This is a genomic window from Draconibacterium mangrovi, from assembly GCF_010586825.1.
Lineage (GTDB): Bacteria > Bacteroidota > Bacteroidia > Bacteroidales > Prolixibacteraceae > Draconibacterium > Draconibacterium mangrovi.
In genome coordinates, this window is sequence record NZ_JAAAGB010000005.1 from 1 (window position 1) to 25,052 (window position 25,052).

The 25,052-nt window shown below is 39.6% G+C and carries 23 protein-coding genes; 14 read left to right on the forward strand and 9 right to left on the reverse strand.

Annotated elements, in window-relative coordinates:
• The first annotated feature begins 624 nt into the window (after nucleotides 1-624).
• From G4420_RS13540 to fabD, 5 genes are all read left to right on the forward strand, one after another.
• A complete protein-coding gene (locus tag G4420_RS13540; RefSeq protein ID WP_163324303.1) occupies nucleotides 625-2,097 on the forward strand; it encodes a P-loop ATPase, Sll1717 family in 1,473 nt (490 codons plus the stop codon).
• Nucleotides 2,098-2,296: 199 nt separating this feature from the next.
• A complete protein-coding gene (locus G4420_RS13545) occupies nucleotides 2,297-2,713 on the forward strand; it encodes a hypothetical protein (protein ID WP_163324305.1) in 417 nt (138 codons plus the stop codon).
• Nucleotides 2,714-2,950: 237 nt separating this feature from the next.
• Nucleotides 2,951-4,228 (forward strand): vWA domain-containing protein, encoded by a 1,278-nt coding sequence (locus G4420_RS13550; RefSeq protein WP_204273690.1) that lies wholly within the window; start codon nucleotides 2,951-2,953, stop codon nucleotides 4,226-4,228.
• A gap of 217 nt (nucleotides 4,229-4,445) precedes the next feature.
• Nucleotides 4,446-4,973: a DedA family protein gene (locus tag G4420_RS13555; protein ID WP_163324307.1), complete on the forward strand. Its 528-nt coding sequence runs from the start codon at nucleotides 4,446-4,448 to the stop codon at nucleotides 4,971-4,973.
• A gap of 434 nt (nucleotides 4,974-5,407) precedes the next feature.
• Nucleotides 5,408-6,295, forward strand: a complete 888-nt coding sequence (gene fabD, locus G4420_RS13560) for an ACP S-malonyltransferase (protein ID WP_163324309.1) — start codon at nucleotides 5,408-5,410, stop codon at nucleotides 6,293-6,295.
• Nucleotides 6,296-6,397: 102 nt separating this feature from the next.
• Here fabD and G4420_RS13565 read toward each other — a convergent pair whose 3' ends face one another.
• Entirely contained in the window at nucleotides 6,398-7,756 is a 1,359-nt protein-coding gene (locus G4420_RS13565) for a sigma-54-dependent transcriptional regulator (protein ID WP_163324311.1), read from the reverse strand.
• Between the two features lie 402 nt (nucleotides 7,757-8,158).
• On the opposite strand from G4420_RS13565, the gene G4420_RS23485 reads away from it, so the two are divergent.
• Nucleotides 8,159-8,899, forward strand: coding sequence for a flavin reductase (locus G4420_RS23485; protein ID WP_163324313.1), 741 nt, complete (start codon nucleotides 8,159-8,161; stop codon nucleotides 8,897-8,899).
• A gap of 14 nt (nucleotides 8,900-8,913) precedes the next feature.
• Here G4420_RS23485 and G4420_RS13575 read toward each other — a convergent pair whose 3' ends face one another.
• Nucleotides 8,914-9,150, reverse strand: a complete 237-nt coding sequence (locus G4420_RS13575) for a CDGSH iron-sulfur domain-containing protein (protein ID WP_163324315.1) — start codon at nucleotides 9,148-9,150, stop codon at nucleotides 8,914-8,916.
• Nucleotides 9,151-9,265: 115 nt separating this feature from the next.
• On the opposite strand from G4420_RS13575, the gene G4420_RS13580 reads away from it, so the two are divergent.
• Nucleotides 9,266-10,378, forward strand: coding sequence for a lactonase family protein (locus G4420_RS13580; protein ID WP_163324317.1), 1,113 nt, complete (start codon nucleotides 9,266-9,268; stop codon nucleotides 10,376-10,378).
• 3 nt (nucleotides 10,379-10,381) lie between these two features.
• Here the strand turns inward: G4420_RS13580 and folE are convergent, their stop codons facing one another.
• A complete protein-coding gene (gene folE / locus G4420_RS13585; protein WP_045027754.1) occupies nucleotides 10,382-11,005 on the reverse strand; it encodes a GTP cyclohydrolase I FolE in 624 nt (207 codons plus the stop codon).
• A 186-nt stretch (nucleotides 11,006-11,191) separates the two neighbouring features.
• Here folE and mqnB point away from each other — a divergent pair, with 186 nt between their 5' ends.
• The 3 genes from mqnB (at nucleotide 11,192) to G4420_RS13600 (ending at nucleotide 13,822) form a co-directional block, all read left to right on the forward strand.
• A complete protein-coding gene (gene mqnB / locus G4420_RS13590) occupies nucleotides 11,192-11,878 on the forward strand; it encodes a futalosine hydrolase (protein WP_163324319.1) in 687 nt (228 codons plus the stop codon).
• 245 nt (nucleotides 11,879-12,123) lie between these two features.
• Nucleotides 12,124-13,089 carry an ADP-glyceromanno-heptose 6-epimerase gene (rfaD, locus tag G4420_RS13595; RefSeq protein ID WP_163324321.1) on the forward strand — a complete coding sequence of 322 codons (966 nt, stop codon included), beginning with the start codon at nucleotides 12,124-12,126 and terminating at the stop codon, nucleotides 13,087-13,089.
• Nucleotides 13,090-13,144: 55 nt separating this feature from the next.
• Nucleotides 13,145-13,822 (forward strand): lysoplasmalogenase, encoded by a 678-nt coding sequence (locus G4420_RS13600; protein ID WP_163324323.1) that lies wholly within the window; start codon nucleotides 13,145-13,147, stop codon nucleotides 13,820-13,822.
• 264 nt (nucleotides 13,823-14,086) lie between these two features.
• Here the strand turns inward: G4420_RS13600 and G4420_RS13605 are convergent, their stop codons facing one another.
• Nucleotides 14,087-14,494 (reverse strand): hypothetical protein, encoded by a 408-nt coding sequence (locus G4420_RS13605; RefSeq protein WP_163324325.1) that lies wholly within the window; start codon nucleotides 14,492-14,494, stop codon nucleotides 14,087-14,089.
• Nucleotides 14,491-15,057 carry an RNA polymerase sigma factor gene (locus G4420_RS13610; RefSeq protein ID WP_163324327.1) on the reverse strand — a complete coding sequence of 189 codons (567 nt, stop codon included), beginning with the start codon at nucleotides 15,055-15,057 and terminating at the stop codon, nucleotides 14,491-14,493. Before G4420_RS13610 ends, G4420_RS13605 begins: the two co-directional genes overlap by 4 nt.
• Nucleotides 15,058-15,586: 529 nt before the next feature.
• On the opposite strand from G4420_RS13610, the gene G4420_RS13615 reads away from it, so the two are divergent.
• Nucleotides 15,587-15,916 (forward strand): DUF6249 domain-containing protein, encoded by a 330-nt coding sequence (locus tag G4420_RS13615; RefSeq protein WP_045027763.1) that lies wholly within the window; start codon nucleotides 15,587-15,589, stop codon nucleotides 15,914-15,916.
• Nucleotides 15,917-15,973: 57 nt separating this feature from the next.
• Here G4420_RS13615 and G4420_RS13620 read toward each other — a convergent pair whose 3' ends face one another.
• Nucleotides 15,974-17,248: a M64 family metallopeptidase gene (locus G4420_RS13620; RefSeq protein WP_163324329.1), complete on the reverse strand. Its 1,275-nt coding sequence runs from the start codon at nucleotides 17,246-17,248 to the stop codon at nucleotides 15,974-15,976.
• Between the two features lie 230 nt (nucleotides 17,249-17,478).
• On the opposite strand from G4420_RS13620, the gene G4420_RS13625 reads away from it, so the two are divergent.
• Both G4420_RS13625 and G4420_RS13630 read left to right on the forward strand, forming a co-directional pair.
• Nucleotides 17,479-18,795 (forward strand): mechanosensitive ion channel family protein, encoded by a 1,317-nt coding sequence (locus G4420_RS13625; protein ID WP_163324331.1) that lies wholly within the window; start codon nucleotides 17,479-17,481, stop codon nucleotides 18,793-18,795.
• Between the two features lie 155 nt (nucleotides 18,796-18,950).
• On the forward strand, nucleotides 18,951-19,436 hold the full coding sequence (locus G4420_RS13630; protein WP_163324333.1) for an Lrp/AsnC family transcriptional regulator: 486 nt from the start codon (nucleotides 18,951-18,953) through the stop codon (nucleotides 19,434-19,436).
• A gap of 68 nt (nucleotides 19,437-19,504) precedes the next feature.
• Here G4420_RS13630 and G4420_RS13635 read toward each other — a convergent pair whose 3' ends face one another.
• Complete coding sequence (locus G4420_RS13635; protein ID WP_163324335.1) at nucleotides 19,505-20,833, reverse strand: ammonium transporter; 1,329 nt, start codon at nucleotides 20,831-20,833, stop codon at nucleotides 19,505-19,507.
• Between the two features lie 358 nt (nucleotides 20,834-21,191).
• Between G4420_RS13635 and G4420_RS13640 the strand changes: the two genes are divergently transcribed.
• Nucleotides 21,192-21,659, forward strand: a complete 468-nt coding sequence (locus G4420_RS13640; RefSeq protein ID WP_163324337.1) for an Lrp/AsnC family transcriptional regulator — start codon at nucleotides 21,192-21,194, stop codon at nucleotides 21,657-21,659.
• Here the strand turns inward: G4420_RS13640 and rlmB are convergent.
• Together rlmB and G4420_RS13650 are read right to left on the reverse strand one after the other, a co-directional pair.
• Nucleotides 21,650-22,408: a 23S rRNA (guanosine(2251)-2'-O)-methyltransferase RlmB gene (gene rlmB, locus G4420_RS13645; protein WP_204273691.1), complete on the reverse strand. Its 759-nt coding sequence runs from the start codon at nucleotides 22,406-22,408 to the stop codon at nucleotides 21,650-21,652. The two genes, G4420_RS13640 and rlmB, sit on opposite strands and share 10 nt — an antisense overlap.
• Before the next feature lie 7 nt (nucleotides 22,409-22,415).
• Nucleotides 22,416-24,362 carry an ABC-F family ATP-binding cassette domain-containing protein gene (locus G4420_RS13650; protein ID WP_163324339.1) on the reverse strand — a complete coding sequence of 649 codons (1,947 nt, stop codon included), beginning with the start codon at nucleotides 24,360-24,362 and terminating at the stop codon, nucleotides 22,416-22,418.
• Nucleotides 24,363-25,052 lie beyond the last annotated feature (690 nt).

Here is a 25,052-nt window from a genome sequence, read left to right on the forward strand (position 1 = left end):
GCGGCCCCGGTCTCACGAAAATTTTACCCCTGCTGCAAAACTGCATAGGGGGTCTAAACAAAATTTTTTGCCTGTTGCAATGCTGCGAGGTGGGTCTCACAAAAATTAATCGTAGTTACACGGCTGCTTGGTGGGTCTAAACAAATTTGCAGGCATGTTACACGGCTGCAGGAGGGGTCTAAACAAAATTTTTTGCCATTTGCAGTGCTGCAACACGCCATCCACAAAGTTTGCCGGGTAGTTACACGGCTGCAGGAAGCCTGTAATCAGTGAGTTGCAAGGGCGCGGAGATTGTATGGTTTTCGGAAAGCCGCGTGTGGTAAGGCATAGGGGTGAAAGGAGAAACAAATCACTCGCGAGGATACGTTCGCTTACTAAACCGGTGTTGTTTTAATTCTTTATTATGCTAACTTTAAACTCCGAATAAAAACCATAGCCGTTGAATACGTACCCTGAAATTACCATAAAAAGAAAGAATTATAGATTAAGTGTGTTTTACCTACCATATGGGGTGTATAACAACACCTCATATAACGATATAAGGAAAATAACATTACCTGGTGATGTTTCACCACCGTTGTGTGTAATATTTAAATTTTGAAACAAAATAAAACCAATACAAATATGAATTATACAAACAAAAGAAAAGCACCATATTATAATTTTTGGAAAGTCTATTTCGGTGAGGATGAGGCCAAAGGCGACAATAAACTACCACAATATTTTTTACGAATACCAGAATTTGATGATATTAAATCGGGAAAATATAGGTACATAATTGGGCGAAAAGGTACAGGAAAGACTGCAATTATAGAACAACTAATTCATGAGATTGAGCCAAAATATAATTGCTTTTATCGGTCGATGTCTTTAAAAAATTTTCCAATTCAAATTGTACGAAATTTAAAAGATAAGACATTAGGAGGAAAGGCTCAATTTGTTCCGATTTGGTCTTTCTTAATCTTAATGGAGCTTTGCAAACTTATTATTGAAGACCAAAGTAATGAGCCTCATGAAGCAGTTTTTGAATTAAGTTTATTCATCAAAACAAATTTTCCCAATAGTTTAGGTTTTACAGAAACTTTAAGAACACTTGAAAGTTCTGAAAACAAAGTTTCAATTTTAGAAAAATGGCTTAACATATCTTCTACAAACAAAGTTGAAAATGAGACAATGGTTTCTGTTCACTATCAGAAAGCATTTGAAATTATTCTAAGACTACTTAAAAACCTGAAAGTCAAAAGCACATATTACATTTTCTTTGATGAATTGGATGAAGGTTATACATCCGGAGACCCCAAACTAAATTTACTTTTATTAGCACTAATACGTAGTACTGAAAATTGTTTTATTGAATTGAAAAACTATTTTTCATTTATACCAATTTTAGCACTTCGTTCAGACATATTTAATAATTTAACAGATAATGATTTAAACAAACTTGATGATTATATCATTCATTTAAAATGGACAACAGAATCTAAATCACCCTATTCCCTCTATCAGTTAGTTAATTATAGAATTGCCGCATCGCTACCAATTAAAAAAAATGAAATCTTTAATGCATGGGAATTAGCTACTTTTAATCAAGACAAATATCTACCTCCCAATATAAAATCATTGTGGGATTACATGTATAATAGAACGTTTGAAAGACCACGAGACATTGTGAAATTTCTGAAATGTTGTAGCAAATTAAATCAAAAAGGGAAACTAAACTTTAAGGCAGTCCAGCTTGCAGAAAACGAATATAGTGACTGGTTTTATCGCGAATTTAGAGATGAAGTACAAAGCCACCTACCGGTTTGGCAGGAATCAACCCAGGCTATAATGAAATTAGGTAGAGGAGTCTTCCAAATGGAAGAATTAAAGAAAGAATTTGAAAAGGACATAACTCTTATGAATTATATGAAGAATCAAAATGTTAACCACGAATATATCATGGAAAAACTTTTTGATTTTGGACTTATTGGAACACTCAGTGAATCTAATAAATGGTTTTTTAGATATAAAGACTATAATCTACCGTTTCTAACAAATCAAAAAATTATTTTGCATTTTGGCTTTGCTCGTAAATTTAGAATTAGACCATGGTAAAATACTACACACAACACGTGGTATAAGTCATGGCTGGGTTTCTGCGGATTCGATAAGTCGAATCTCGTCACAACCTCAGTTTCGGTCGGACACTCAGACTCTCGTCTGACTGCCACGACCTCATACCACCACCGTTAGGCTTAATTTGAACAAAAGCAACCTTAGCTGCATAAAATGAATCTATTGTGAAAAAAAAGCTATGAAAAAACATCTGATCTTTTTGACATTATTGATTGCTGTCAGTTTTTACAGTTGCGAAAAAAGCGAGCTGCAAACATTGGACTTGAATACAAACGAAGATTCATCGTTTAGTGGCACCTTTGAGACTTTAAGTTCAGAAAATCTTTCCGGGACTGTAATTTTGAATATTTCAAATGGATATTATGAGTGTTTGACTAATTTGCCTTATGGACACGGGGCTGGAAAGTTGAAAATCAATGGAACTAAAATAGATTTCATTGACACATTGTTTTTTGCAATTCCGGCAATGTACGGACCATCTTATGTCCTCAGTGGAGAACACAACTACAAATTTGATGGAGAGAATTTGAAAATTTGGAGAGAAAAAAATGTCGGAAGTATTGAGTATTACTTAAAAATGGAAAAAACAAACTAAGCCTAACATATTGTAATATGGCAGGCGGGAGTTTTAGCGGTCTGACAAGTCAGACCTTACGCCCACGTTCCTGCGGGTCTGACACTCCCGATTGCATCGGGACCGCCCGAACATATACAAGTGACCGTTAATATCCGGTTGGACGATACTACCGACAGGAAATTAACTCGCTCCGACGCAACCTTTTCACCGTCACACCAATCTAAAGGGAAACACTTCAAAATTAAAACACTTCTTATGAAACTACTAAACAGAACAATCAGACTGACTTTAATAGCCACCGTATTATTGATGTGGGGCTGTTGGCGAGATGACGATACAAACGGTAAGAAAACGGCAGATGGCAAAACCAGCTTGTTTGGCGAGGTAACCGATCCTGAAACTCCACAACCAAGTACGGGGGATGGCGCTTATGAGTATGCTGCTGCTGATGGCTCGGGAAGATCAAGCGGGACCGGATCGCCAACAAGTACCGGCGATTGGGGAGGTGGAAATCCAAACGGGCAATACGAACCGGGAGTGTTAACTGCCGGCGAGTGGAACGACCTCGATAACTGGGAGTTTTGGAATAACCTGCTAAACAACCAGGAATATTACGAGGATGTAAATAAATGGAACCTGAAAGAAATAAAAAGGTACAGTTTTGTGGTGTTCGATAAAAACGAATCGCCGGTTGCAAATGCCGAAATCAGTCTCTTTTCCGATGAGGTGGAAGTATGGAAAACCAAAACGGATAATAAGGGGAAGGCTTCATTATGGTCGGATTTGAATCTCGACGGGTTAACGGCCCGTATTGCGTTTGACGGGGCCGAAGAACTTATCGATGCGCTGGAATACGCCGACGGAATAAATACAGTGTTTCTTGATAAGACTGTAGAAAACAATAAAGTAATAGATGTATATTTTGCTGTTGATGCAACGGGCTCGATGAGCGATGAGATCAACTACCTGAAAGCAGAGTTAAATGATGTAATTGTGCGGATAAGAGAAAATAACCCTTCGCTGGAAATGCGCTTCGGGTCGGTGTTTTACCGGGATGAGGGTGATGAGTTTGTTACGCGCCCATTCAGTTTTACCAGCGACGAAAGCAGCCTGGTTTCTTTTATTTCGGAACAGTCGGCCGACGGTGGCGGCGATTTCCCGGAGGCTGTGCATTCGGCACTCGATGTGGCCATTACGCAGAGTTCGTGGAATAATGATGCCTCGGCCCGCATACTGTTTTTGTTGCTGGATGCTCCTCCGCACTACACGCAGGACGTAATTTCAAGTCTGGAATCCAACCTGATAAAAGCCGCCGATAAAGGAATTAAAATAGTGCCTATCACCGCTTCGGGTATTGATAAGGCAACCGAATATTTAATGCGTTCCTTCGCCATATTAACCAACGGAACGTATGTGTTTATAACCGACGACAGTGGTATTGGAAATGATCACCTGGAGCCAACAATTGGTGAGTTCGAGCTTGAAAAACTAAATGATCTGATGGTGAGATTGGTGAGTGAGTACGTGCCTTAATTCGTATTTCATCATTGTATTTCTATAAAAACGCTAACGGATTCTCGCTGCAATGTAACGGAATCCGTTAGCGTTTTTCTTTTACAGTATAGAGTTATCGGTTAAAATTCGCTGCTTAACGAACGTATTAAGTCAGTGGTCGATTAAATTAGAAGCATCAGAACATTTGCGTAACTTTACTATCATATTAGTTATTGACTTATAATCCTGTTTACAAATGAACGGCAAAATAGCAATACCCAAAAAGTTCTATTTTATCTTGTTTGCTTCGGTTGTTGCTATTTGCCTGTTCTCTTTCACCATCGGTCGCGAACTCTATGCCGGTAAAACAGAGAATATCTTTTCCTTTGGTCTTATTCATTTTGCCGGTTACCTTTTCTTTTTGCTCATGCCGGTTGAGCTGGCATTTATTTATTATTTGCCTTATTACCCGGGGATTGATCTGATTTCTACAGCCATGGTTACTGCAGTTGCCGCGCAATGTATCGATTATTTAATTGGCCGCTTATTGCGTCCGAACAAAATTATTGAACTGATGGGGCAGAAGCGCATTGAAAAAGCCGAGCAAAAAATTAAACGCTTTGGTATGCTTACCATTTTTGTATTCAACCTGTTTCCCTTGTCGTCGCCCGTAATTGCACTGGCCGCCGGAATGTTACGTTACGATTTCCGCCGTTTTTTGGTGGTAAGTATTTTAGGGCTTATACTGAAATATATGGTTATTTACCTGGTGTTTAAAGGTTGAAGTGTTACGAGCCACTAGCTTCGAGCCACTAGCTTCTAGTATCCAGTATCGAGTATCCAGAATCCAGTATCAAGGCAAAAGGTAAAAGTAAAAAGTCAAAAGGGGGCGTAAGTTATGTCTCGGGGTGCAGGTTTTACAATCTTACAATTAGAACAATTTTTCAATTTAACAGTTTGTCGCATCTAGTATCAAGTATCCAGAATCCAGAATCTAAAATCCAGAATCTAGTATCCAGTATCCAGTATCCAGTTGAGCGTAGCGAAATCCCGACCGTAGCGTCGGGGCATCATGTTTACCCAATTCTCGACCCATATAACCCGATGTTCGATTTCCCCGCAAACATTTTGTCAAATTATTGGCAATGGTGCATAAAAGGATTTTGTCCTTATAAAATTAGTGTAACTTTGTCGCCGGATTTTTAAAAACAAAAAATTATGAAGGCATTTGTATTCCCTGGTCAGGGAGCGCAGTTCCCGGGAATGGGAAAGGATTTATATGAAAATTCTGCTGAAGCAAAAGCATTATTCGAAAAAGCAAACGATATTTTAGGTTTCAATATCACCGACATCATGTTCGAAGGTGAAGTTGAAGACCTGAAACAAACAAAAGTAACACAACCAGCCATTTTCTTACACTCTGTATTATTGGCGAAAACATTGAAGGATTTTGCTCCTGATATGGTTGCCGGTCACTCATTGGGAGAGTTCTCGGCACTGGTTGCCAATGGAACACTGAACTTTGAAGACGGTTTGAAACTGGTTGCACAGCGTGCAATGGCCATGCAAAAAGCATGCGAAGTTGAGCCATCGACAATGGCCGCAATTGTTGGTTTGGAAGATGCAGTTGTTGAGGCTGTCTGTGCCGAAATCGACGACGTAGTAGTTCCTGCAAACTACAATTGTCCGGGACAGTTGGTAATCTCAGGTTCTGAAGCCGGAATTGACAAGGCTTGTGCGTTGTTAACCGAAAAAGGTGCAAAACGTGCGTTGAAACTGGTTGTAGGTGGTGCTTTCCACTCACCGTTTATGGAGCCTGCCCGCGAGGAACTGGCTGCTGCTATTGAAGCAACTACTTTTAATCAGCCAACTTGTCCGGTTTACCAGAATGTGAATGCAAAACCGGTATCTGATCCTGCAGTGATCAAAGAAAACCTGATCGCTCAGCTTACTGCTCCTGTAAAATGGACACAGATCGTTGAAAATATGATCGCCGACGGTGCTACTTCGTTCACCGAAGTTGGTCCGGGTAAAGTGTTACAGGGGCTGGTTAAAAAAGTTGACCGCTCGATGGAAACTGCCGGCGTAAACAGTTACGAAGGATAGAAGTCTTCGACTACGCTCAGACTGACGTTTGGGGTAGCGATATAGATAAAAAAATCCCGGACCTTTTAAGTCCGGGATTTTTTTATGGTTATAATTAATTGATTAATCCATGTGTTTCTGTAGCATTCGGTAAATAGTCGATTTTCCGATTCCTAATTTCGATGCTACCAGGCGTACATTCTGATTGTATTTATTCAAAAAGAATTTTACAATTTCGTTGTTGTATTCTTCCAGCGTTTTTTCCTGGGCAAGCAGGTTTTGTACGCTCTCGTCAACATTCATATTCAGGTGGCTCGGTTTAATCACATCGCGGCTGCACATAACACAAGCCAGTTCCATGATTGCTTTTAGCTCTCTGATGTTTCCGGGATAGTGGTAGTTCGATAACATTTGTTTTGCCTCTGCCGACAGGGTTTTGGGTTCCATTTCATTGTCGCGGCAAAACTCATCAACAAAAAACTTAGCCAGCAAAATTTTGTCGTTTCCGCGTTGGCGTAAGGGCGGAATTTCGATTGGTAAGCCCAGTAAACGATAGTAAAGGTCTTGTCGGAACTGGTCGTCGCCCGACAAAGTGGCCAGGTTTTTATGTGTTGCCGAAATAATGCGTACATCAAGTGGTATGACATCGTGTCCTCCCAGGCGTACTAATTCTCGTTCCTGTAAAACCCGCAGCAATTTTGCCTGAAGGTTTAAATTCAGGTCGGCAATTTCATCAAGGAAAAGTGTACCACCGTTGGCGGCCTCAAATTTTCCGATCTTTTGGAAATCGGCACCTGTAAATGCACCTTTTTCGTGTCCGAACAATTCACTCTCGATCAGCCCGTCGGGGATAGCCGACACGTTTACTGCTATAAACGGTTTGGCGCTGCGTTTCGAGTTGTAGTGAATTCCTTTGGCAACCAGTTCTTTACCTGTTCCGGTTTCTCCCGAAATGGATACTGAAATATTGGTTTGAGTAGCTTTGTTCATCAACTCAAACACGTGCTCAATTTCGCGGCTGTTACCTTTTATAAGGTTTTTAAAATTGTATTTCTCGGCAACTGCTTCTTTTAAATTGGTGTTTTCGGTTTGAAGTTGGTCAGTCCGGTAAATATTTCGGATAATATTGCTCAGCTTTTCCCGGGTGTCGGGGGCTTTCATAATGTAATCGTAGGCACCGTTTTTCATCAGCTCAATAGCTGTTGAAATATCGTCTTGTGCCGAAATTACAATTACATGAGTATCCGGGATTTTCTCCTGAATTTTAGCAAGTACTTCTTTCCCTGTCATATCGGGAAGCGTGTAGTCAAGCGTTACCACATCAGGCTTTTCGCTCATTGCATTAATGAAGTCTGTCCCGTTGTGAAACACTTTTACCTGTAATTGATCATCCAGAAGTTGCTTTTTTAGCACTCTGGCGTAAAGTACATTGTCTTCCACAATGTACACTTTGTAGTTGTTCCTGGGTCTTTGGTTGGCCATTTCTTTTATTTAGAGTGCTTAAAAATAGTGAAATGTAAGAATCTATCAAACAAAATGTCCAAATATTGGAAAATAATTAGAAGATATTCCCAATATCAAATTATTTGTATCCACTTTACTTGATTTTGCTTGGATTTGTAAGTTTTTCCTCTTCTGTCTTTTGTGCCAAAAAAAGTAATTTACATTAAATTGGTTCCTTATTTCCGCAATATTTCCTGGTAAGTAGAGGCCATTCTGAACTCCGGCTTCCTTTTGGTGTTGTAGTTTCAAAAATCGACATACATTTTTTCTTGTTGCTAATACAGGGCTTGTGCAAAATGTTAGCATTTATAGGTGTAATGGCAGGTGAAATTGAAAATGTATTGTTAAATTTAAACAAACGAAATTCAAAAATTGAAAAGAATGAATTATTCCGCCTTTCATAAATTAAGTTATGGCTTGTATTTAATTGCTACAGAATTGAACGGAGAGAAAGCCGGTTATATTGCAAACACGGCTTTTCAGATTACTGCCGAGCCATCGAAAATTGCCATAAGTTGTAATAAAAATAACTACTCAGCCCAAAAGATTATTGATAGTAAAAAGTTTTCGATCTCAGTATTGAAGAAAGAGGTTGATACTTCGTTGATCGGTAAGTTTGGCTTTATGTCGGGAGCCGATATCGACAAGTTTCAGGGCGTAGAAACCATAACGGCAAAAACCGGTGCTCCAATCGTTGTTGATTCGTCGGTGGCGTGGTTTGATTGTGAAGTGATTGACTACGCCGATGTGGGTTCACACTATTTAATTACAGCCGAAGTGGTGGATGGTGATAAACTGTCGGATGAAGAACCGCTTACCTATGCTTATTATCATGCCAAATATAAAATGCGTTCGCCGAAAAATGCGCCAACTTATATTGATAAAGATAAACTGGAAGAAGAGCCGGAACCTGTTGTATACGAAGAGGTAGAAGAGGAAGAACACAAGCATACGGTGAGTGAAGACGGAATCTATTCGTGCAATATTTGTGGCTATCAGTACGATCCGGAAGAGGGTGATCCGGCGCTTGGAATACCTCCGGGAACGCCTTTTGAAGATTTGCCTGACGATTGGAAATGTCCGATCTGCAACGCTTCAAAAGACGATTTTACAAAGGTTTAGAAAGTTGTTAAAGCCTATAAGGTTCGGTGAGTGCCATCGCAAAATGGTGTCTTTTTGGAGTGTTTGCATTGACAAAGCCAAACTTCCTTTTTCTCATCGATATCGAAAGGTAGTGGGGTAAATTCCGTTCCCTGGTGCGATCCGTCGCAAAAGGGTTGGTTTTTACTTCGTCCGCAGGCACACCAATAATAGGTGCCCGGTTCAAGCGTAAGTGCTTTTGGTGCTTTTTCAGCTATTACAGGTTTCTTCATACATTAAAATTTTTGTTATACATTGGCACAAGATTAAATTTATTTCGAAAGTAAACTTCTTCGAACGATTCAAATTGTGCTCATTTTTTGTTTAACGTTCATTAAATATACAAATATGTTACGTACTATTTTGTTTAACTGCCTGCTAATTTTACTTGGTGTAACTGCCGGATTCGCGCAGGAAAAACAGCTTTTTTATGTAGGAACTTTTACTTCTGAAGGTGCGGAAGGAATAAACTACTGCAGTTTAAATACCAAAACCGGAGACATTGATTTGCTCACCACTTTTAAGGGAATTGATAATCCGTCATTTTTGCGTTTAAGCCCCGAAAAGAAGTTTTTGTATGCCGTTTCACGTACCACGCCCGAAGTTGAACCATCGGGTGGTTATGTAGTTGCCTACCAACTCGACAAGATGGGAGGATTAAACTTTTTGAATAAGCAGGCCGCAAATGGAAGTGGTCCTTGCCATATTGATGTTTCGCCCGACAGAAAGTACGTGGCCATTGCAACCTATGGGGGAGGAACTACTTCCATTTATCCGGTAGATGAAGATGGTAGCCTGAAGAAAGCTTTGACAGTTGTTAAAAATACAGGCAAGAGTGTACATCCTAATCAGACTCAGCCACATGCTCATTCCATTAAATTTTCAACAAAAGAGCCAAGCATTTTTAGTGCCGACCTGGGAACCGATCAGTTAAATATCTTTCATTTTGAAGATGGGAATTTGGGGCGTTACGAGCAGGAATTTGTAAAGCTGCCGGCCGGTTCAGGGCCAAGGCATTTTGTTTTTCACCCCAATGAAAATGTAATTTATGTAATTAATGAGCTTAACTCAAGCATTTCGGCAATTCGTAAAACCGGAGAAAAGTGGTCGGTATTTCAAAATATTTCCACCTTGCCAAAAGATTTTGATGGCGTGAGTTATTGCGCAGATATTCATTTCTCGAAAGACGGGCAGTATTTGTATGGTTCCAACCGGGGGCATAACTCCATAGCTGTTTTTAAAGTTAAGGCCGATCAGGAATTGACATTTTTAGGAACAGTGCCGGTGGAAGGCGACTGGCCTCGTAACTTTGGAATAACACCCGATGGAAAATGGATGTTGGTTGCCAATCAGCGCAGTCATAATATTACGGTCTTTCAGTTGGATGAAGAAAGCGGAATGCCACAATTCAGCGGGAAACAAATTAGTTTGCCGGCGCCGGTTTGTATTGAGTTCCTGTAGCTTTTAGCTCAGTTTGGTACTGATTAGTTTGATAAACTCTTCGCGGGTAGCCACTTTTTCAAAAGCACCCGTAAAATCGGAGGTGGTTGTAATGGAGTGTTGTTTTTGCACACCGCGCATTTGCATACACAGGTGTTGTGCCTCAATAACAACGGCAACACCCAGTGGTTTTAGCGTGTCCTGGATACAATCTTTAATTTGTGTTGTTAACCGTTCCTGCACTTGCAAGCGGCGGGCAAACACATCAACAACACGGGCAATTTTACTTAACCCGGTAATGGTTCCGTTGGGAATGTATGCAACATGCGCTTTCCCGATAAACGGAAGCATGTGGTGTTCACACATCGAATAAATCTCAATATCTTTTACGATCACCATTTGGCGGTAATCTTCTTTAAACATGGCCGATTGTAGGATTTCTACCGGATCAATCTGGTAACCCTGCAACAGAAATTGCATGGCTTTTGCCACTCTGTCGGGTGTTTTGTCAAGTCCCTCGCGCGATGGATCTTCACCAACGATCTGCAAAATCTCTTTATAATGCTCCGAAAGTTGTTCGGTTGCTTCCTCGTTGTACAGGTCAGTTCGCTGGTATCCGTTTGAGTTGTTATTCTTTAATGAACACATTGTTGTTAGAATTTTAATCCATACAAAGATTAACTTTTTTTTATAAAATCAGTATGAATGAGTATATGGATTTGATAAGGAGTGAGACGATGACTTGTGTAAAAAGCAAGGATGGAATACAGATTTGGTGTAATAATGGACATTGTTCCGAAGCGTATCGGAAACAGAAAATACAAAATTTAACTTATGGAAATTTTGATTGTAGCAGCCACTACAATGGAGATAAAATTGATTGTTGATGAGCTGGAGAAAGTAGAGGAGGAAAGTCATTTTGTAAAAACTTACCGATTTGGAGACTTCAATATTGATATTTTGGTATCAGGTATTGGAAGCTCGTTTGTAACTTTTCACTTAACAAACGCACTTCGCGAAAAAAAATACGATGCTGTTATTAATATTGGTTTGGCCGGAAGTTTAACCCAGGAGCTAAAAATAGGTGAGGTAGTGAACGTGGTTAGCGAAGAATTTGCAGATTTGGGTATCGAGAAACAGCATGAGTTTCTTACACTTTTTGAGTCGGGGTATATTGGTATGAACGATTTTCCGTTTGAAAATGGTTTGTTGAAAGCAAGTAATTCAAACGGTTGGATAAAACTGAAAAAAGTAAAAGGAATAACCACCAACAAAAGTTACGGGCGCGATAGCAGTATTGCCGAAATGCGGGAAAAATTTACTGCACATGTTGAATCGATGGAAGGCGCTGCCGTTTTTTATGTTTGCAACTGGATGGGCGTACAATGTTACGAAATACGATCGATATCGAATTATGTTGAACCCCGCGACTCTGCAAAATGGAATATTCCTTTGGCACTTGTCCGCCTGAAAGAAGCATTGTCGGTTATATTAAAACAAGTTCCTGCTCCTGTGGGTTAAAATCGAAATATACTTTATTTCGTATAGATGATCGAATCCTAAACTATTGATAGTGTTAAATTGTAGTAGCAAAAACAAGCTGTTTTGCATTTGGGCGTGCGTTTAGGCATAATTTTTTGGCAAATACGAAAAGTTAAATTTATTTTGCAACGAGTACAATAAAAAGCAAAGTGGCTTGTTCTTTAGTAGAAAGCCACATTTTTCAGAAAACAGCGTTTTTGCGTACCACACGAAACCGCTTAAAAATGATAGTTGTAACAGGAGCAGCCGGGTTTATCGGAAGTTATTTAGTAGGGAAACTCAACAAAGCAGGATACAAAGATCTGATACTGGTTGATAAGTTCGATGACCCATGGAAAGATTTAAATCTTCTGAAAAAAAATTACCGCGAGTACATTGACCGGGATGAGTTTTTTCATTGGTTAATTAAAAATGCTCAGGATGTGGATTTTATTTTTCACTTGGGTGCACGTACCGATACGGTGGGGCAGGAGCCCGAACTTTATCAGCAACTGAACCTAATTTATTCGCAACGCCTCTGGAACATTTGTTCCGAAATTCAGGTACCACTTCTTTACGCGTCGTCAGCGGCCACATATGGCAATGGCGAAGAGGGTTTTTCTGATGAACATCAAAAAATTCAGGATTTAAGACCGCTTAATTTGTATGGTTGGTCTAAACACGATTTTGATGTTTGGGCACTGAAGCAATTCCGCACACCGCCGTTTTGGGCAGGAATGAAATTTTTTAATGTATACGGACCCAACGAATACCATAAAGGTCGAATGGCTTCGGTGGTTTTACATGCTTATAAAACCATAAAAGAAACAGGGCACATGCAGCTGTTTCGTTCGCACCATAAAGCCTTTAAAGATGGCGAACAAAGCCGCGATTTTATTTACGTGGAAGACATTGCCGATGTGATGATGTACTTTTTGGAGAATCAGGAAAATACGGGCATATATAATGTAGGCACCGGAAAAGCCCGTTCGTTTCTAGACCTTACAAAAGCTGTTTTCAGCAGTATGAATGTAAATCCGGATATCTCATTTATTGATACGCCCGTTGATTTGCGCGGAAGATACCAGTATTTCACCGAGGCTGAAATGAAGAAATTGCGCGATGCAGGTTACAAAAAGCCTTTTGTTGAATTGGAGGAAGGCGTTAACGAGTACGTAAATAAATACCTGATGGCGGAAGCCTGTTTTTAGGTTCCGGTTTCGTTTTTTACCCGAATAATTTTAATTTTACCTCAAACAGCGATTGATGAAAAAGATTTTTCTTCACCTTCTTTTTGGGGCAATTGTAGCGTCTGACCTTATCGGTGAGTATTTGCAGAATCCCCAAATAGATCATATTGCAAAGCCTTTACTTTTAATATGGATTGCCGGTTATTTCTTTTTGCACTCAAAGAATATCGATAAAAAGGTGTTGCAGTTTGCCGGTGCAGGTTTTCTCTTCTCTTGGCTGGGCGACTTGTCTATGATGTTTTCAGCCGATTTTACCTGGTTTGTATTGGGTATAGTTTCGTTTCTGGTGGCACAGGTGTTCTATATTTTCCTGTTTTTGCGCACCATCAATCTTTCAGGGAAAACATCGTTTCTGAAAAAGAAACCCATGTGGCTGATCCCTTATCTGGCATTTGGTTTAATTGTGTATATCGTGCTTTTTCCACAACTGGATTTAGTACTGCGTTTTGCCATTTTTGTATACATGGTTGCCATTTTAACCATGTCGGCAATGGCACTAAACCGTTTTGGTAATGGTCACCCCATAAGTTTTAGCCTGGTATTTGCTGGTTCGTTATTTTTTGTTCTGTCCGATTCGCTGATCGCTGTCAATCGTTTTCTTGTCGCAATTCCTTACGAAGGTTTATTTATAATGACAACTTACATTGCTGCCCAATATTTAATAATGTTGGGGCTATTAAAACAATACGAATAAAAAAATCCCGACTTGTCAGCCGGGATTAATGTTTCTTATGAAACTCATAGAGTAGGTGTGTTATTATACCCATCCTCTTATCCTTCCCTGCCAGCAAGGAAGGACGATCGGTTGATGGTTTAAAACAAATTCGATGCAATTATTTTAATTGGTCATTTCTTATGAAGGTTAATCGTCTTTCCCTTCCAGGAAGGGAGAGACAGGAGAGAGGGTAGTGATTTGTGTTCCTCATTTTGATTTTAATTCAAAATGAGGAGTTTATGATTACGCAAATACTTTACTGTTCGAGCTAATAATTTTGTCGATGAAGATAAGTACTGAAACGCCGATAGTAATTCCGGCAATGCTTAATGGCATTGTTCCCAATTTGCTGAAGAACGACTCGTAGCCTTCCGATAATCCTTGTCCGGCTTCGGGTAGTAATTGTCCGATTTGGCTGTCGGCCTGCATTCCGGTGTTGCTTACAACGAAAATGGCTGCCAGTAACACCACAAAAAGTATCGAAATAATCCAAAACCCTTTTCCAAGGATCTTTTCCGATTTAATTTGTTCCAATGCACTATCCTCCGCAAAAATCTTATTCATCACCTGCACCGTAAAACCAGAACCTGGTTTTTCCAGTTCCATGTTTTGCAGGAATGCTTTTAATTTTATGTCTTCCAATTCGTTCATAATATAGTGTATAATTCGTCCTTCATTAATTCATTCAAAATAGTATAGAGCTTTTTACGAGCTCTGTAAAGCTTCACTTTTGTATTGCTTTCCGAGAGTTTTGTTACTTTGCTGATCTCCTCGATCGATTGTTCCTCGAAATAATACAAAAGTATCAGTGTGTATTCATCTTCCGGAAGTTTGTCCATGGCGGCCTTTATGGCTTGTGCCCTGTTTTCTTCCGGTATTCCATCCAGGTTCATTTCTTCAGCTTCGTCGGCAATCTGCACATCGTCGGTTGATGCAAAATGCATTTTTCGTTTCCTAACCTCCGAAATACAATTGTTATACGTAATTCGGTACAGCCAGGTCGAAAATTTTGCAGTGCCTTTAAAAGTGTGCAACGATTTGTAAGCTTTTATAAAACTCTCCTGTGCCATTTCTTCGGCGTCTTCACGATTTTTAAGAACTTTCATTGCAATGGAAAAAACAATATCCTGGTATCGCTCAACGATATACGAAAAGTAATTGGTCTGTCCGGCCTTTACTTTCTCGATGTAATAGATATCATCTTTTTGCTCCATCTGTCCTTTTGACGTAAGAATGTTTCTCTGGTTACAAGTTACTAAGAAAATATTTCACGCAGATAACGCTGATTACACAGATAAATAAAAAGCACTAAGACAGGTAGAGGAGATTTCATTTTTAAACTTTGTACTAATAGTTATTACCATAATAGGCACAATAGAAATCACCAGGATATATTTAATAACTACAAAGACTAAAGGAATATGAAGTGGTTATTGTATTCTTTAACCCTTCATCCATCAGCCGACGGAAACCTACCTGAAAGGGAGCGAGCAATGAAGTTTCTTTTTTACAAGAATGAAATGTCTACAACCAAAGGGATAGCTAACTAGTTAATCAAAATCTTTATTTAAACTAATGACTTCTACAGTGCCTTTATATGGTATAATAATCTGCGTTTATCTGCGAAATCTGCGTGAAACGATTCATTAACAAGAAAAAAAATCTGAAAAGTTGTAACCGCCAAAACAAAGTGGCGTCAAAAGAGCGAAAACAGAATAAAAAAACAATTTAAAATTTAATATCATGGAAGGAATTTTCGTACCAATCGGTTTTTTTCTGGCAATCTTCGCCATCTTGTATGTATACTGGACAACACGTACAAAAGAGCGCCTGGCGCTGGTAGAAAAAGGGCTCGATGCCGGAATCTTTAAAGGTGAATGCTCGCAGCTTTCGCTGGTTAAATGGGGAATCTTTTTAATTGCAGTAGGATTGGGAGTGGTTGTTGGCTATTCACTGTCGAACGTAATGGATGAAGTTGTTGCCTTCTTTACCGCAATCCTGGTTCTTGGAGGAGTTGGCTTAATTGTAGCTTACTTTATCACTTCGAAACTGTTGAAGAAGAAAGAGGAATAGTTAGCAGAGGCGTTACAATAAAAAAGCGGATGAGTTAATTAACTCATCCGCTTTTTGTTATTCCGAATAAAAGCGAATAACTTTTCGAATGGCTTCCTGGCACACCGGGCAAAAACCTTCGGCTTCATTGGTGTTCATTCGGCAGTCGATATGCGGGCTGTAAATTCCTTCGGCCATGTAGCCGCCACCTTCGTATACACCAACGGTATTTCGGTATTTATCTTTTCGTGGTGTTGGAACCGGCGTGTCCGCGTCGATCATATTTTTCCATTTCTTATCGAAATCAACCAAAGTGGTAATGTTGGGTTCCCAGGGTTCAATTTCAAGGTTGTAAAAATCTTCGTAAGCAACCGACGAATTGTAATATTCGTCGCCGAGTCCGCCAAATCCATGGCCAAATTCGTGAACGATAATTTTTGGTGTCAGTTCATTATCCGCTGTGCAAACGGTTACAAAATTGTAGAAACCGCCGCCGCCGTAGCGTTCGGTATTTACCAGTACATAAATCTGATCGTAAGGAACACTGGCCGCAGCATCGTAAACCGTTTTCATATCGGCAGTGGTGAGGTAGCGCGGCAAATCAAAGGTGTAGTAGCTGGTATTAAAATAGGTGTTCTTGTAAATGTATTCACCCGGAACATCGGTTCCCGAATCTTCCGAGGCGGCAAAAACAGCATGCACGTTAAAGTTTGCTTTTTCGGATTTAAAAGGCTCAGTGTCGAACAGATAGCCTGATACTTTTGCTGCATCAGCATAAAAAGCTTCCATTTCGGCAGCGGTGTATCCTTCAGCCAAAATGGCGATATCTACCTTTTTTGCCGGATCGCCGTTGTTAATAATTTCCTTTGTTTTAAAGCCGGGTGTTTCTTCCTTCAAAATAAAATAATCCTTCGGGTCGATATCGGTGGTATAAATTGTTTTAAATGTTCCGTCCCACTGGCGGGCATCAATTTCAAGGCGCACATCGTTTTTCGGAAACGGAAAAAGTGCTGCCTGGTAAAACGTTTTATTGCTGGTTTTGGCGTCGGCAGTGGTTTGCCACTCCTGGAAAAGCGTGCTAAAACCTTTGCTGTAAATTAGCTCGTCGCTTTTCACATCGAAAACGCGGTAACGGTAACTTCCGTAATTAAACACGTCGATGAGGTTTGTTTTCGAACCACCCCAAAACGGCTCCTGTTTCATTTGCTGCGGATAAACCACAACTTCTTTACTGTTTCCGCCCAGCAGAAAATCGAAGCGAAAAGTTTTGTCTTTAAAATACGTATTGAATTTGGGCTGTGCGAACGATAAAAAGGGGATTATTACCAGAATAAAAGAAAACTTCAACTTCATTTTATGCTCATTTATTATTTTTGGCTGAAAATAAAGATAGATATTGACACAAAGAATGACAATTGCAATTACTTTTCTATTAACAATCTTCAAGTTGCTCAATTTGTTTAGCAATCCGAATTGATGGAGGTTTTTATTTTCAACTATTAATCATAAATTGTTAGCAGAAATGTGCAGTAAGTTGACTTTGAAGTCGATTAAAATAAACTGAAAGAATAACCTTTAGATCTATGAATATTATTTACCGCTACTTACTTGATCATATCCGTGAAATCGGAACAATGGAAATTTTAGCCAAACCTCTGGCCGCATTAATTTGCCTTGTGCTTATTGTTTTTGTGGCCTGGCTGGCACATTTTATTACACGCAAGATTTTTTTAGCGATTGTGCAGCGGATTGCCAACCGTACAAAAACAAACTGGGATGATATTTTAATCGAAAACAAGGTTTTTAAGGGGCTGGCGCATTTGGTTCCTGCATTTATATTGTATTATAGTGCCGATTTTTCGTATCCTAATATTCACCAGCAGGTAAGCGAACTGGCGCCCGAGGTGTACAAGTCTCTATCGCAGGATTATTATTGGGGGCTTAACAGCTTGCTGACGAAAATATCGCGCATTTATTTTATTGCCATTATTGTTTTTGTGGCCAACTCAACCTTAAATGCAGCACTACAGATTTATAATACTACCGAGTTTTCGCATAATCGCTCTATAAAAGGTTATGTGCAGCTCGTGAAAATTTTTGTGTTTTTTATGGCTGGCATACTACTGATCTCTGTTCTGCTGGGAAAAGATCCAACAGCTCTTTTAGCAGGTTTGGGAGCAATTGCAGCCGTTTTATTGTTGGTTTTCCGCGATACGATACTTGGTTTTGTGGCTTCTATTCAGCTGTCGGCAAACGATATGGTGAAAATTGGCGACTGGATTCAGATGGAAAAACACAAGGCCGACGGAACAGTTATCGATATTACCTTAAATACAGTAAAAGTTCAGAACTGGGATAAAACCATTACCACTATTCCAACGTACGCGTTGGTTTCCGAATCGTTCTTTAACTGGAAAGGAATGGAAGAATCGGGAGGCCGCCGTATAAAACGCTCGGTTGCAATCGATACCAATACCATTAAATTTTGCGATGCGGACATGTTGGAGCGTTTCGAAAAGTTCGATCTTATCCGGTCGTATATTCAGGAAAAGGAAAAAGAACTGAAGGAATACAACAAAGGAAAGAATCTGGCCGAGGAGGATTATATCAGTGGCAGGCATCAAACCAATGTTGGTATTTTCAGGAAGTACCTGGAAGTGTATCTTCGACAGCATCCAAAAATCAATCAGGATCTTACATTTTTAGTACGCCAGTTGCAACCGTTCGGCAAAGGTTTGCCCATCGAAATTTACGTGTTTAGCAGCGACCAGGAATGGGCAAATTATGAAAGTATTCAGGCTGACATTTTCGACCATATATTTGCTGTTATTCCCGAGTTCGAACTGAGGGTCTTTCAAGAGCCTTCAGGCGCTGATATTGAAAAGATTGCACGTCGGTAAATCCGGTGTAAATTGCGTTGGTTTTGACTTCTTTAAAAAAATGAATTTCTTACAGTTTGTAAGCAATGATATGTTTTAAAGCATCACAGATTAGTGATTGTAAATTTTACCTACATTTGTGCTATAATTTGAAACTAACTCAGAAGATTAGAAACATGAAGTCGAATGATTATTTAGAAGAAAAACCGGCTGATATTGATGAGCTGGATGAAAAGATATTAAAGCTTATTACAAAAAATGCCCGAATACCTTTTTTAGAAGTTGCCCGTGAATGTGGAGTTTCAGGTGCTGCTATTCATCAGCGTGTTCAGCGCTTGTTAAATATTGGTGTTGTGCATGGAAGCGAATTTGTGGTTAGCCCGCAAAAACTGGGTTACAACACATGTGCTTACATGGGAATTTATCTCGATAAAGCCAAATACCATACACAAGTTGCTGAAGCTTTGCGAAATATTCCGGAAATAATTGAGTGTCATTACACAACAGGTGCCTATGCTATTTTTGTTAAAATACAAACGAAAACAAACAAGCATTTGAAACGTCTGATCGACGAGCAATTGCAGGATATTGAGGGAATTGCCCGCACCGAAACATTTATTTCTTTGGAACAGGACTTTAAACGACAAGTACCTATAAAATAAAAAAGGCCGGTTTTATCCGGCCTTTTTTATGCGTCAATGTATTGAATTCTAAATCAGGTTATTATATTTTAATCTTCTGAGTAAACAAAGTTATACGATTCGTCGTGTTGACTAATATCCAAACCAACTTTCTCTCCATGTGGAGAAATTCGCATCGGAACAATCATATCGGTTATCTTGTACATTAACAACGAACCTCCGAAAGTGAAAATTCCAACAATAACCAGTGCCAGTAAATGGTACAAGAAAGTGGTGATTTCCCCGTGAATCAATCCCACTTCGTTGGCAAAAACAGCGGTAAACAACATACCTGTAATACCACCCATTCCGTGTGCAGGGAAGACATCCAGCGTATCATCCAGTTTCGATTTTGTACGTAGTGTAATGGCGTAGTTACTAATTATAGCGGCAATAACACCAATAAATATACTTGATCCAACATTTACAAATCCGGCGGCAGGAGTAATGGCAACCAAACCTACAACAAGTCCGATAGCCGCACCAACTGCAGATGGTTTTTTACCTTGTGCCGCGTCAAAGAATATCCAGGTTAACATAGCCGCTGCCGATGCAGTGTTGGTATTAACCAATGCCGATGCAGCAACAGAGTCGGCTGCCAATGCAGAACCTGCGTTAAAACCAAACCATCCGAACCAAAGCATTCCTGCACCTAATAAAATGTAAGGAATGTTTGCCGGCTTAATTTCTTTGTTAGCGTCTTTTCTTCTTCCAAGGAAAATCGCTCCGGCCAAAGCCGCAAAACCTGCCGACATATGTACTACTGTTCCTCCGGCAAAGTCAAGTACTCCCCAGTTACGCAGGAATCCGTTTGGATGCCAGGTCCAATGTGCCAGCGGAGCATAAATAAATAATATAAAGAGTACCATAAATAACATGTAGGCTCTGAAACGTACTCTTCCGGCAAATGATCCGGTAATAAGAGCCGGTGTAATTATGGCAAATTTTAACTGGAACATTGCAAATACTGCAAAAGGGAATGTTGGTGCAAAATCGGGATGCGTTCCTCCGTTAACTCCTCTAAACATAAAGAATGTTAATGGATTACCAAACAAGCCAAATCCTTCACCTCCGATGCTGTCGCCAAAGGCAATGCTAAAACCAACTACCACCCACAACACGCTTACAATTCCCATGGCGATGTAACTTTGCAGCATTGTAGAAATAATATTTCTCGACTGGATCATTCCTCCGTAAAAGAATGCTAATCCCGGAGTCATTAACAATACCAAACCTGTTGCTGTTAGCATCCAGGCCGTATCACCGGCGTCGAGGTTCGAAGTGTCAATTTCTCCAACTCCGGTAGGTATAATTACACCAAGAGCGGCAACAATTATCAAAAGGGCAAGAATAAACCACCAACTTGTTGAATTTTTCATGTCTATAATTTTAAGGTTACTAATTTTAAGTCTGCACAGCACCATACAACTCATTATTTCAAGTTGAAATTGAGATGTTTTTTATCGCTGAAATTAAGCTGTCTATACCTGTTTTAGATTTTTATTGCTGTCTGTTTTTATAAAAATCTATTGTAAAAGTATTAATTAACATGAAAATGGCTATTATTTGTGGAATAATGAAAGCAATTTGAAATATTAATTAACAAACTGATAATATTTTTGTGTTTTTTGTAAGTCTGGGCTTCTTTGTTGTGATTTTGTTACTATATTGTGTTTACGCTTACTTTACTTTGAAATTATGTTAGTTTTTTGATACTTTTGTAGAAAATTGTTAAAGATGACTTTAAGGAATAACTTAGACGACTGGGATTTAAAAATTCTGGATATAATTACCAAAAACGCAAGAATACCTTTTAAAGATGTTGCAAAAGAAGTGGGTATTTCACGTGCGGCTGTGCACCAACGTGTTAACCGAATGGTAGATTTGGAAGTGATCGTTGGATCTGGCTATCACATTAATCCCAAAAAGGTTGATTTTAAGACCTGCACCTACATTGGTATTTTCCTGGAAAAAGGAGGTCTGTTCAGCGAAGTGGTAAAAGGTTTGGAAGAAATCCCTGAGATCGTTGAGTGTCATTACACCACCGGAGCATACGCCATTTTTATTAAAGTTTACGCTAAGGATAACGAGCACTTAAAAAATATCTTAAGCGGAAAAATTCAAAAAATTAGCGGTGTTGCCAGTACCGAAACTTTTATTTCTCTTGAAGAGTCATTTAAGCGTACTATTCCTGTTCAGGCCTGATTTCGTTGTCTGACTGCTTCGTAAATCATTAAAGCAGCAGATACCGAAACATTTAAAGATTCAATCTGTCCTAAGATCGGGATTTTTAATTGTTCATCGGCAAGTTTCAGAATTTGAGCAGAAACACCCGTATCTTCTGATCCCATTACAATGGCCAGTGGCGATTTCATATCGGCATTCGTGTAAAGTTTGTCACCTTTTTCGGTGGCAGCAACTATTTTAATGCCCGAATCTTTCAGAAATCGAACCGTATGGTAAAGGTTGTTTGTTTTGCAGATTGGAATGTTGTGAATGGCACCTGCCGATGTTTTTACAGCATCGGCACCAATACGTGCCATACCTTTTTCGGGAATAATAATGGCCTGAACTCCGGCACATTCAGCCGAACGCGCAATGGCTCCGAAGTTCCGTACATCGGTTATCTGGTCTAAAACAAGCAGGAGAGGAGTTTTACCTTCTTCGTAAATCCCCGGAATTACTGTTTCAACATTATCAAACTCAATGGGCGAAACAAAGGCGAGCACTCCCTGGTGATTTTTTCGTGTAATACGATTAATTTTCTCGATAGGAACGTACTGAACGCTAATCTCGTTTTCTTTTATCAGTTCCTGTAGTTCGGTGATCAGCTCGTTTCGCAAACCCTTTTTTATCAGGATTCTGTCGATTGTTTTGCCTTTTTTTATGGCTTCGATTATAGCTCTTGTTCCAAACAGAAAATCCTCTTTATCTATTCCTTTTTGTTTCATCATTTTTTATTTACCAGGTTTTTTTAGCCTTCCAGTTTTCCAGTTCTTCGTGGGCATTTTCCCAATCGAGCATACTTTCTTCCAGGTTCGATTTTAATTGTTCATACTGCTCAAAAACCGAATGGTCATTAATATTTTCGGGTTTGGCAAGCAGCTTGTCCATTTCTTCGATGTCTGCCTCCAGTTCCGCAATCTTTTCTTCGGCCTGGGCTACACTTTTCTCCATGCGCGAAATGGTACGGTTTATCTCTTTCTTTTCATCAAACGACAGCTCGTCATTTTGTTTATCCGAAGTTACAACTTTTGCGGCTTTTGTATTCTTTTTCTTGCTTTCCAATTCTTTCATCGACTCCATTTTCTTTCGGTACAGAAAATCAAAAATGCCGCCGAGGTGTTGTTTTGCCTTTTTATTTCTGAATTCATAAATACAATTCACTAAGCCATCAAGAAAATCACGATCGTGCGAAACGACGAGTACCGTTCCCGAGAAATTGGCCAATGCGTTTTTCAAAATCTCTTTCGAGCGCATGTCGAGATGATTGGTTGGTTCATCGAGAATTAGAAAGTTGACCGGTTCAAGCATCAGGCGAATCATTGCCAGTCGCGACTTTTCACCCCCACTTAATACTTTTACTTTTTTATCGATGTCTTCGCCGCGGAATAAAAACGCAGCAAGAATATCTCTGATCTTGGTTCGGATATCGCCAACTGCAATTTCATCTATGGTTTCAAAAACCGTAAGCTCTCCATTTAACAGTTGCGCCTGGTTTTGAGCAAAGTAGCCAATTTTAACATTGTGGCCCAGTTTCATCGAGCCGTTGTGTTCCAGCTCGTTCATGATAATCCGGGCAAGCGTTGTTTTGCCTTCTCCGTTACGGCCAACAAACGCTATCTTTTCACCATTCTCGATGGTGAGGTTGATATCGTCAAGTACGTGCAACGAATCGTAATATTTGCTGATATGTTTGGCTTCAACCACAACGCGACCTGAGCGAGGTGCCGGCGGAAAGCTGATCTTCAGTGCTGAGTTGTCCTCTTCTTCAATTTCAATCCGATCCAGCTTTTCCAACTGTTTTACTCTCGATTGCACCTGTACCGCTTTTGATGATTTGTACCTGAAACGTTCAATAAACCGCTCGGTATCTTCAATCATTTTTTGCTGGTTGGTGTAGGCTGCCAAATTAATCTCACGCTGTTCGGCTTTCCAGTCCATAAAACGAGTGTAATTCATTTTCTGGTCGGTAATTTTACCCAGCGAAATTTCTATGGTGCGGTTACAAACGGCATCCAAAAATGCTTTATCGTGCGAAACCAGAATAACGGCTCCGCTGTATGTTTTCAGAAAATCTTCCAGCCACTGAATCGATTCGATGTCGAGGTGGTTGGTTGGCTCATCCAGTAAAAATACATCGGGCTTTTTTAGCAGTAATTTTGCAAGCTCAACACGCATACGCCAACCTCCGCTGAATTCCGAGGTCATCCGGTCGAAATCGGTTCGTTCAAAACCCAATCCCAGAAGCGTTTGTTCCAGCTCGGCTTCGTAGTTGTCGCCGCCCAAAAGCTGGTAACGTTCGTTGTATTCAGTAACCTGATCCAGCTTTTTCAAATACTCATCAGAATGATAATCTTCGCTTTCGGCAATTTCCTGGTTTAGATTTGCTATTTTCTTTTCAATTGCTAAAAGTTCCTCGAACGCCTGTGTGACTTCGTTTTTAAGAGTGCGCGTGTCCGAAACCACCATTTGCTGAGGTAAATAACCAACGCTTGTTTCTTTCGGAACAGCAACGACGCCAGCCGTTGGATTTTCTATGCCTGTAATAATTTTTAGCAGTGTACTTTTTCCGGCACCGTTTTTACCAATCAGTCCAATTCTGTCTTTTGGATTAACCAGGAAACTGATTTCTTTAAACAGTTCGAAACCGCCAAAACTGAGATTTATTTTATCTATCGATATCATTCTGTACAAAAATTGCCCAAAGATAATTATTTCGAACAGACGGGACAGTGCAAAAACGGGAGTGTGATTTTATTGATATTGGTTTGTTTACCGATCACAAAAAATATTAAGGGTTTAAGTGTGATCTTCTATGTTTTATTTTGAAGTTAGGCAAGGTGAATTGCACAAGTTATATCGCAAATAATGGAGTTTGTTCAAATGGATGAACATCATTTATGCAGTAGTGTAAGAAGTGTTAGATAAAATACCATTTGGTATTATAATGTTTAATCCGTAACTTGTGTAGTGCAATTTTAAAAGATAAATTATAAGGGTAGAATATGTATCTTGATTGGTTTATGTTTAGGGGTTTGTAAAATTATCAATCATCTTCAAAAAAGCGTCCATAAATGTTCTACCCTTTTTCTTGAACTACAACCGAAATAACATATAGTTAGTCTTCAACTACAAATATTAGTGGTAACGAAAAGAGCGTCAGCTGGATAGCTCTTTTCTTTGTCTAATTACCTTTCGTTTTGTGGAAATCGGTCTTCTTTTAACTAGTGAATATAAAATAAAAAGGAGCCCGGTAATTACCTGACTCCTTTCGTTTTAGTAGCGAGAGGCGGGCTTGAACCCTATTTTGTGCAAAATTGAAAAATAATATAATATGCAGAAAGATAGATAGATAGAGGAAAATAGGGTGTTCAA

Bases quoted from the DNA above. Each gene is read 5' to 3' on its own strand.
- fabD (WP_163324309.1), top strand. From the start codon at position 5,408: ATGAAGGCATTTGTATTCCCTGGTCAGGGAGCGCAGTTCCCGGGAATG.
- rfaD (WP_163324321.1), top strand. From the start codon at position 12,124: ATGATAGTTGTAACAGGAGCAGCCGGGTTTATCGGAAGTTATTTAGTA.
- G4420_RS13615 (WP_045027763.1), top strand. From the start codon at position 15,587: ATGGAAGGAATTTTCGTACCAATCGGTTTTTTTCTGGCAATCTTCGCC.
- G4420_RS13575 (WP_163324315.1), bottom strand. From the start codon at position 9,150: ATGAAGAAACCTGTAATAGCTGAAAAAGCACCAAAAGCACTTACGCTT.
- G4420_RS13545 (WP_163324305.1), top strand. From the start codon at position 2,297: ATGAAAAAACATCTGATCTTTTTGACATTATTGATTGCTGTCAGTTTT.
- mqnB (WP_163324319.1), top strand. From the start codon at position 11,192: ATGGAAATTTTGATTGTAGCAGCCACTACAATGGAGATAAAATTGATT.
- G4420_RS13640 (WP_163324337.1), top strand. From the start codon at position 21,192: ATGACTTTAAGGAATAACTTAGACGACTGGGATTTAAAAATTCTGGAT.
- folE (WP_045027754.1), bottom strand. From the start codon at position 11,005: ATGTGTTCATTAAAGAATAACAACTCAAACGGATACCAGCGAACTGAC.
- G4420_RS13650 (WP_163324339.1), bottom strand. From the start codon at position 24,362: ATGATATCGATAGATAAAATAAATCTCAGTTTTGGCGGTTTCGAACTG.
- G4420_RS13550 (WP_204273690.1), top strand. From the start codon at position 2,951: ATGAAACTACTAAACAGAACAATCAGACTGACTTTAATAGCCACCGTA.
- G4420_RS13555 (WP_163324307.1), top strand. From the start codon at position 4,446: ATGAACGGCAAAATAGCAATACCCAAAAAGTTCTATTTTATCTTGTTT.
- G4420_RS13600 (WP_163324323.1), top strand. From the start codon at position 13,145: ATGAAAAAGATTTTTCTTCACCTTCTTTTTGGGGCAATTGTAGCGTCT.
- G4420_RS13540 (WP_163324303.1), top strand. From the start codon at position 625: ATGAATTATACAAACAAAAGAAAAGCACCATATTATAATTTTTGGAAA.
- G4420_RS13605 (WP_163324325.1), bottom strand. From the start codon at position 14,494: ATGAACGAATTGGAAGACATAAAATTAAAAGCATTCCTGCAAAACATG.
- G4420_RS13635 (WP_163324335.1), bottom strand. From the start codon at position 20,833: ATGAAAAATTCAACAAGTTGGTGGTTTATTCTTGCCCTTTTGATAATT.
- G4420_RS23485 (WP_163324313.1), top strand. From the start codon at position 8,159: ATGAATTATTCCGCCTTTCATAAATTAAGTTATGGCTTGTATTTAATT.
- G4420_RS13565 (WP_163324311.1), bottom strand. From the start codon at position 7,756: ATGGCCAACCAAAGACCCAGGAACAACTACAAAGTGTACATTGTGGAA.
- G4420_RS13630 (WP_163324333.1), top strand. From the start codon at position 18,951: ATGAAGTCGAATGATTATTTAGAAGAAAAACCGGCTGATATTGATGAG.
- G4420_RS13620 (WP_163324329.1), bottom strand. From the start codon at position 17,248: ATGAAGTTGAAGTTTTCTTTTATTCTGGTAATAATCCCCTTTTTATCG.
- G4420_RS13610 (WP_163324327.1), bottom strand. From the start codon at position 15,057: ATGGAGCAAAAAGATGATATCTATTACATCGAGAAAGTAAAGGCCGGA.
- G4420_RS13580 (WP_163324317.1), top strand. From the start codon at position 9,266: ATGTTACGTACTATTTTGTTTAACTGCCTGCTAATTTTACTTGGTGTA.
- rlmB (WP_204273691.1), bottom strand. From the start codon at position 22,408: ATGATGAAACAAAAAGGAATAGATAAAGAGGATTTTCTGTTTGGAACA.
- G4420_RS13625 (WP_163324331.1), top strand. From the start codon at position 17,479: ATGAATATTATTTACCGCTACTTACTTGATCATATCCGTGAAATCGGA.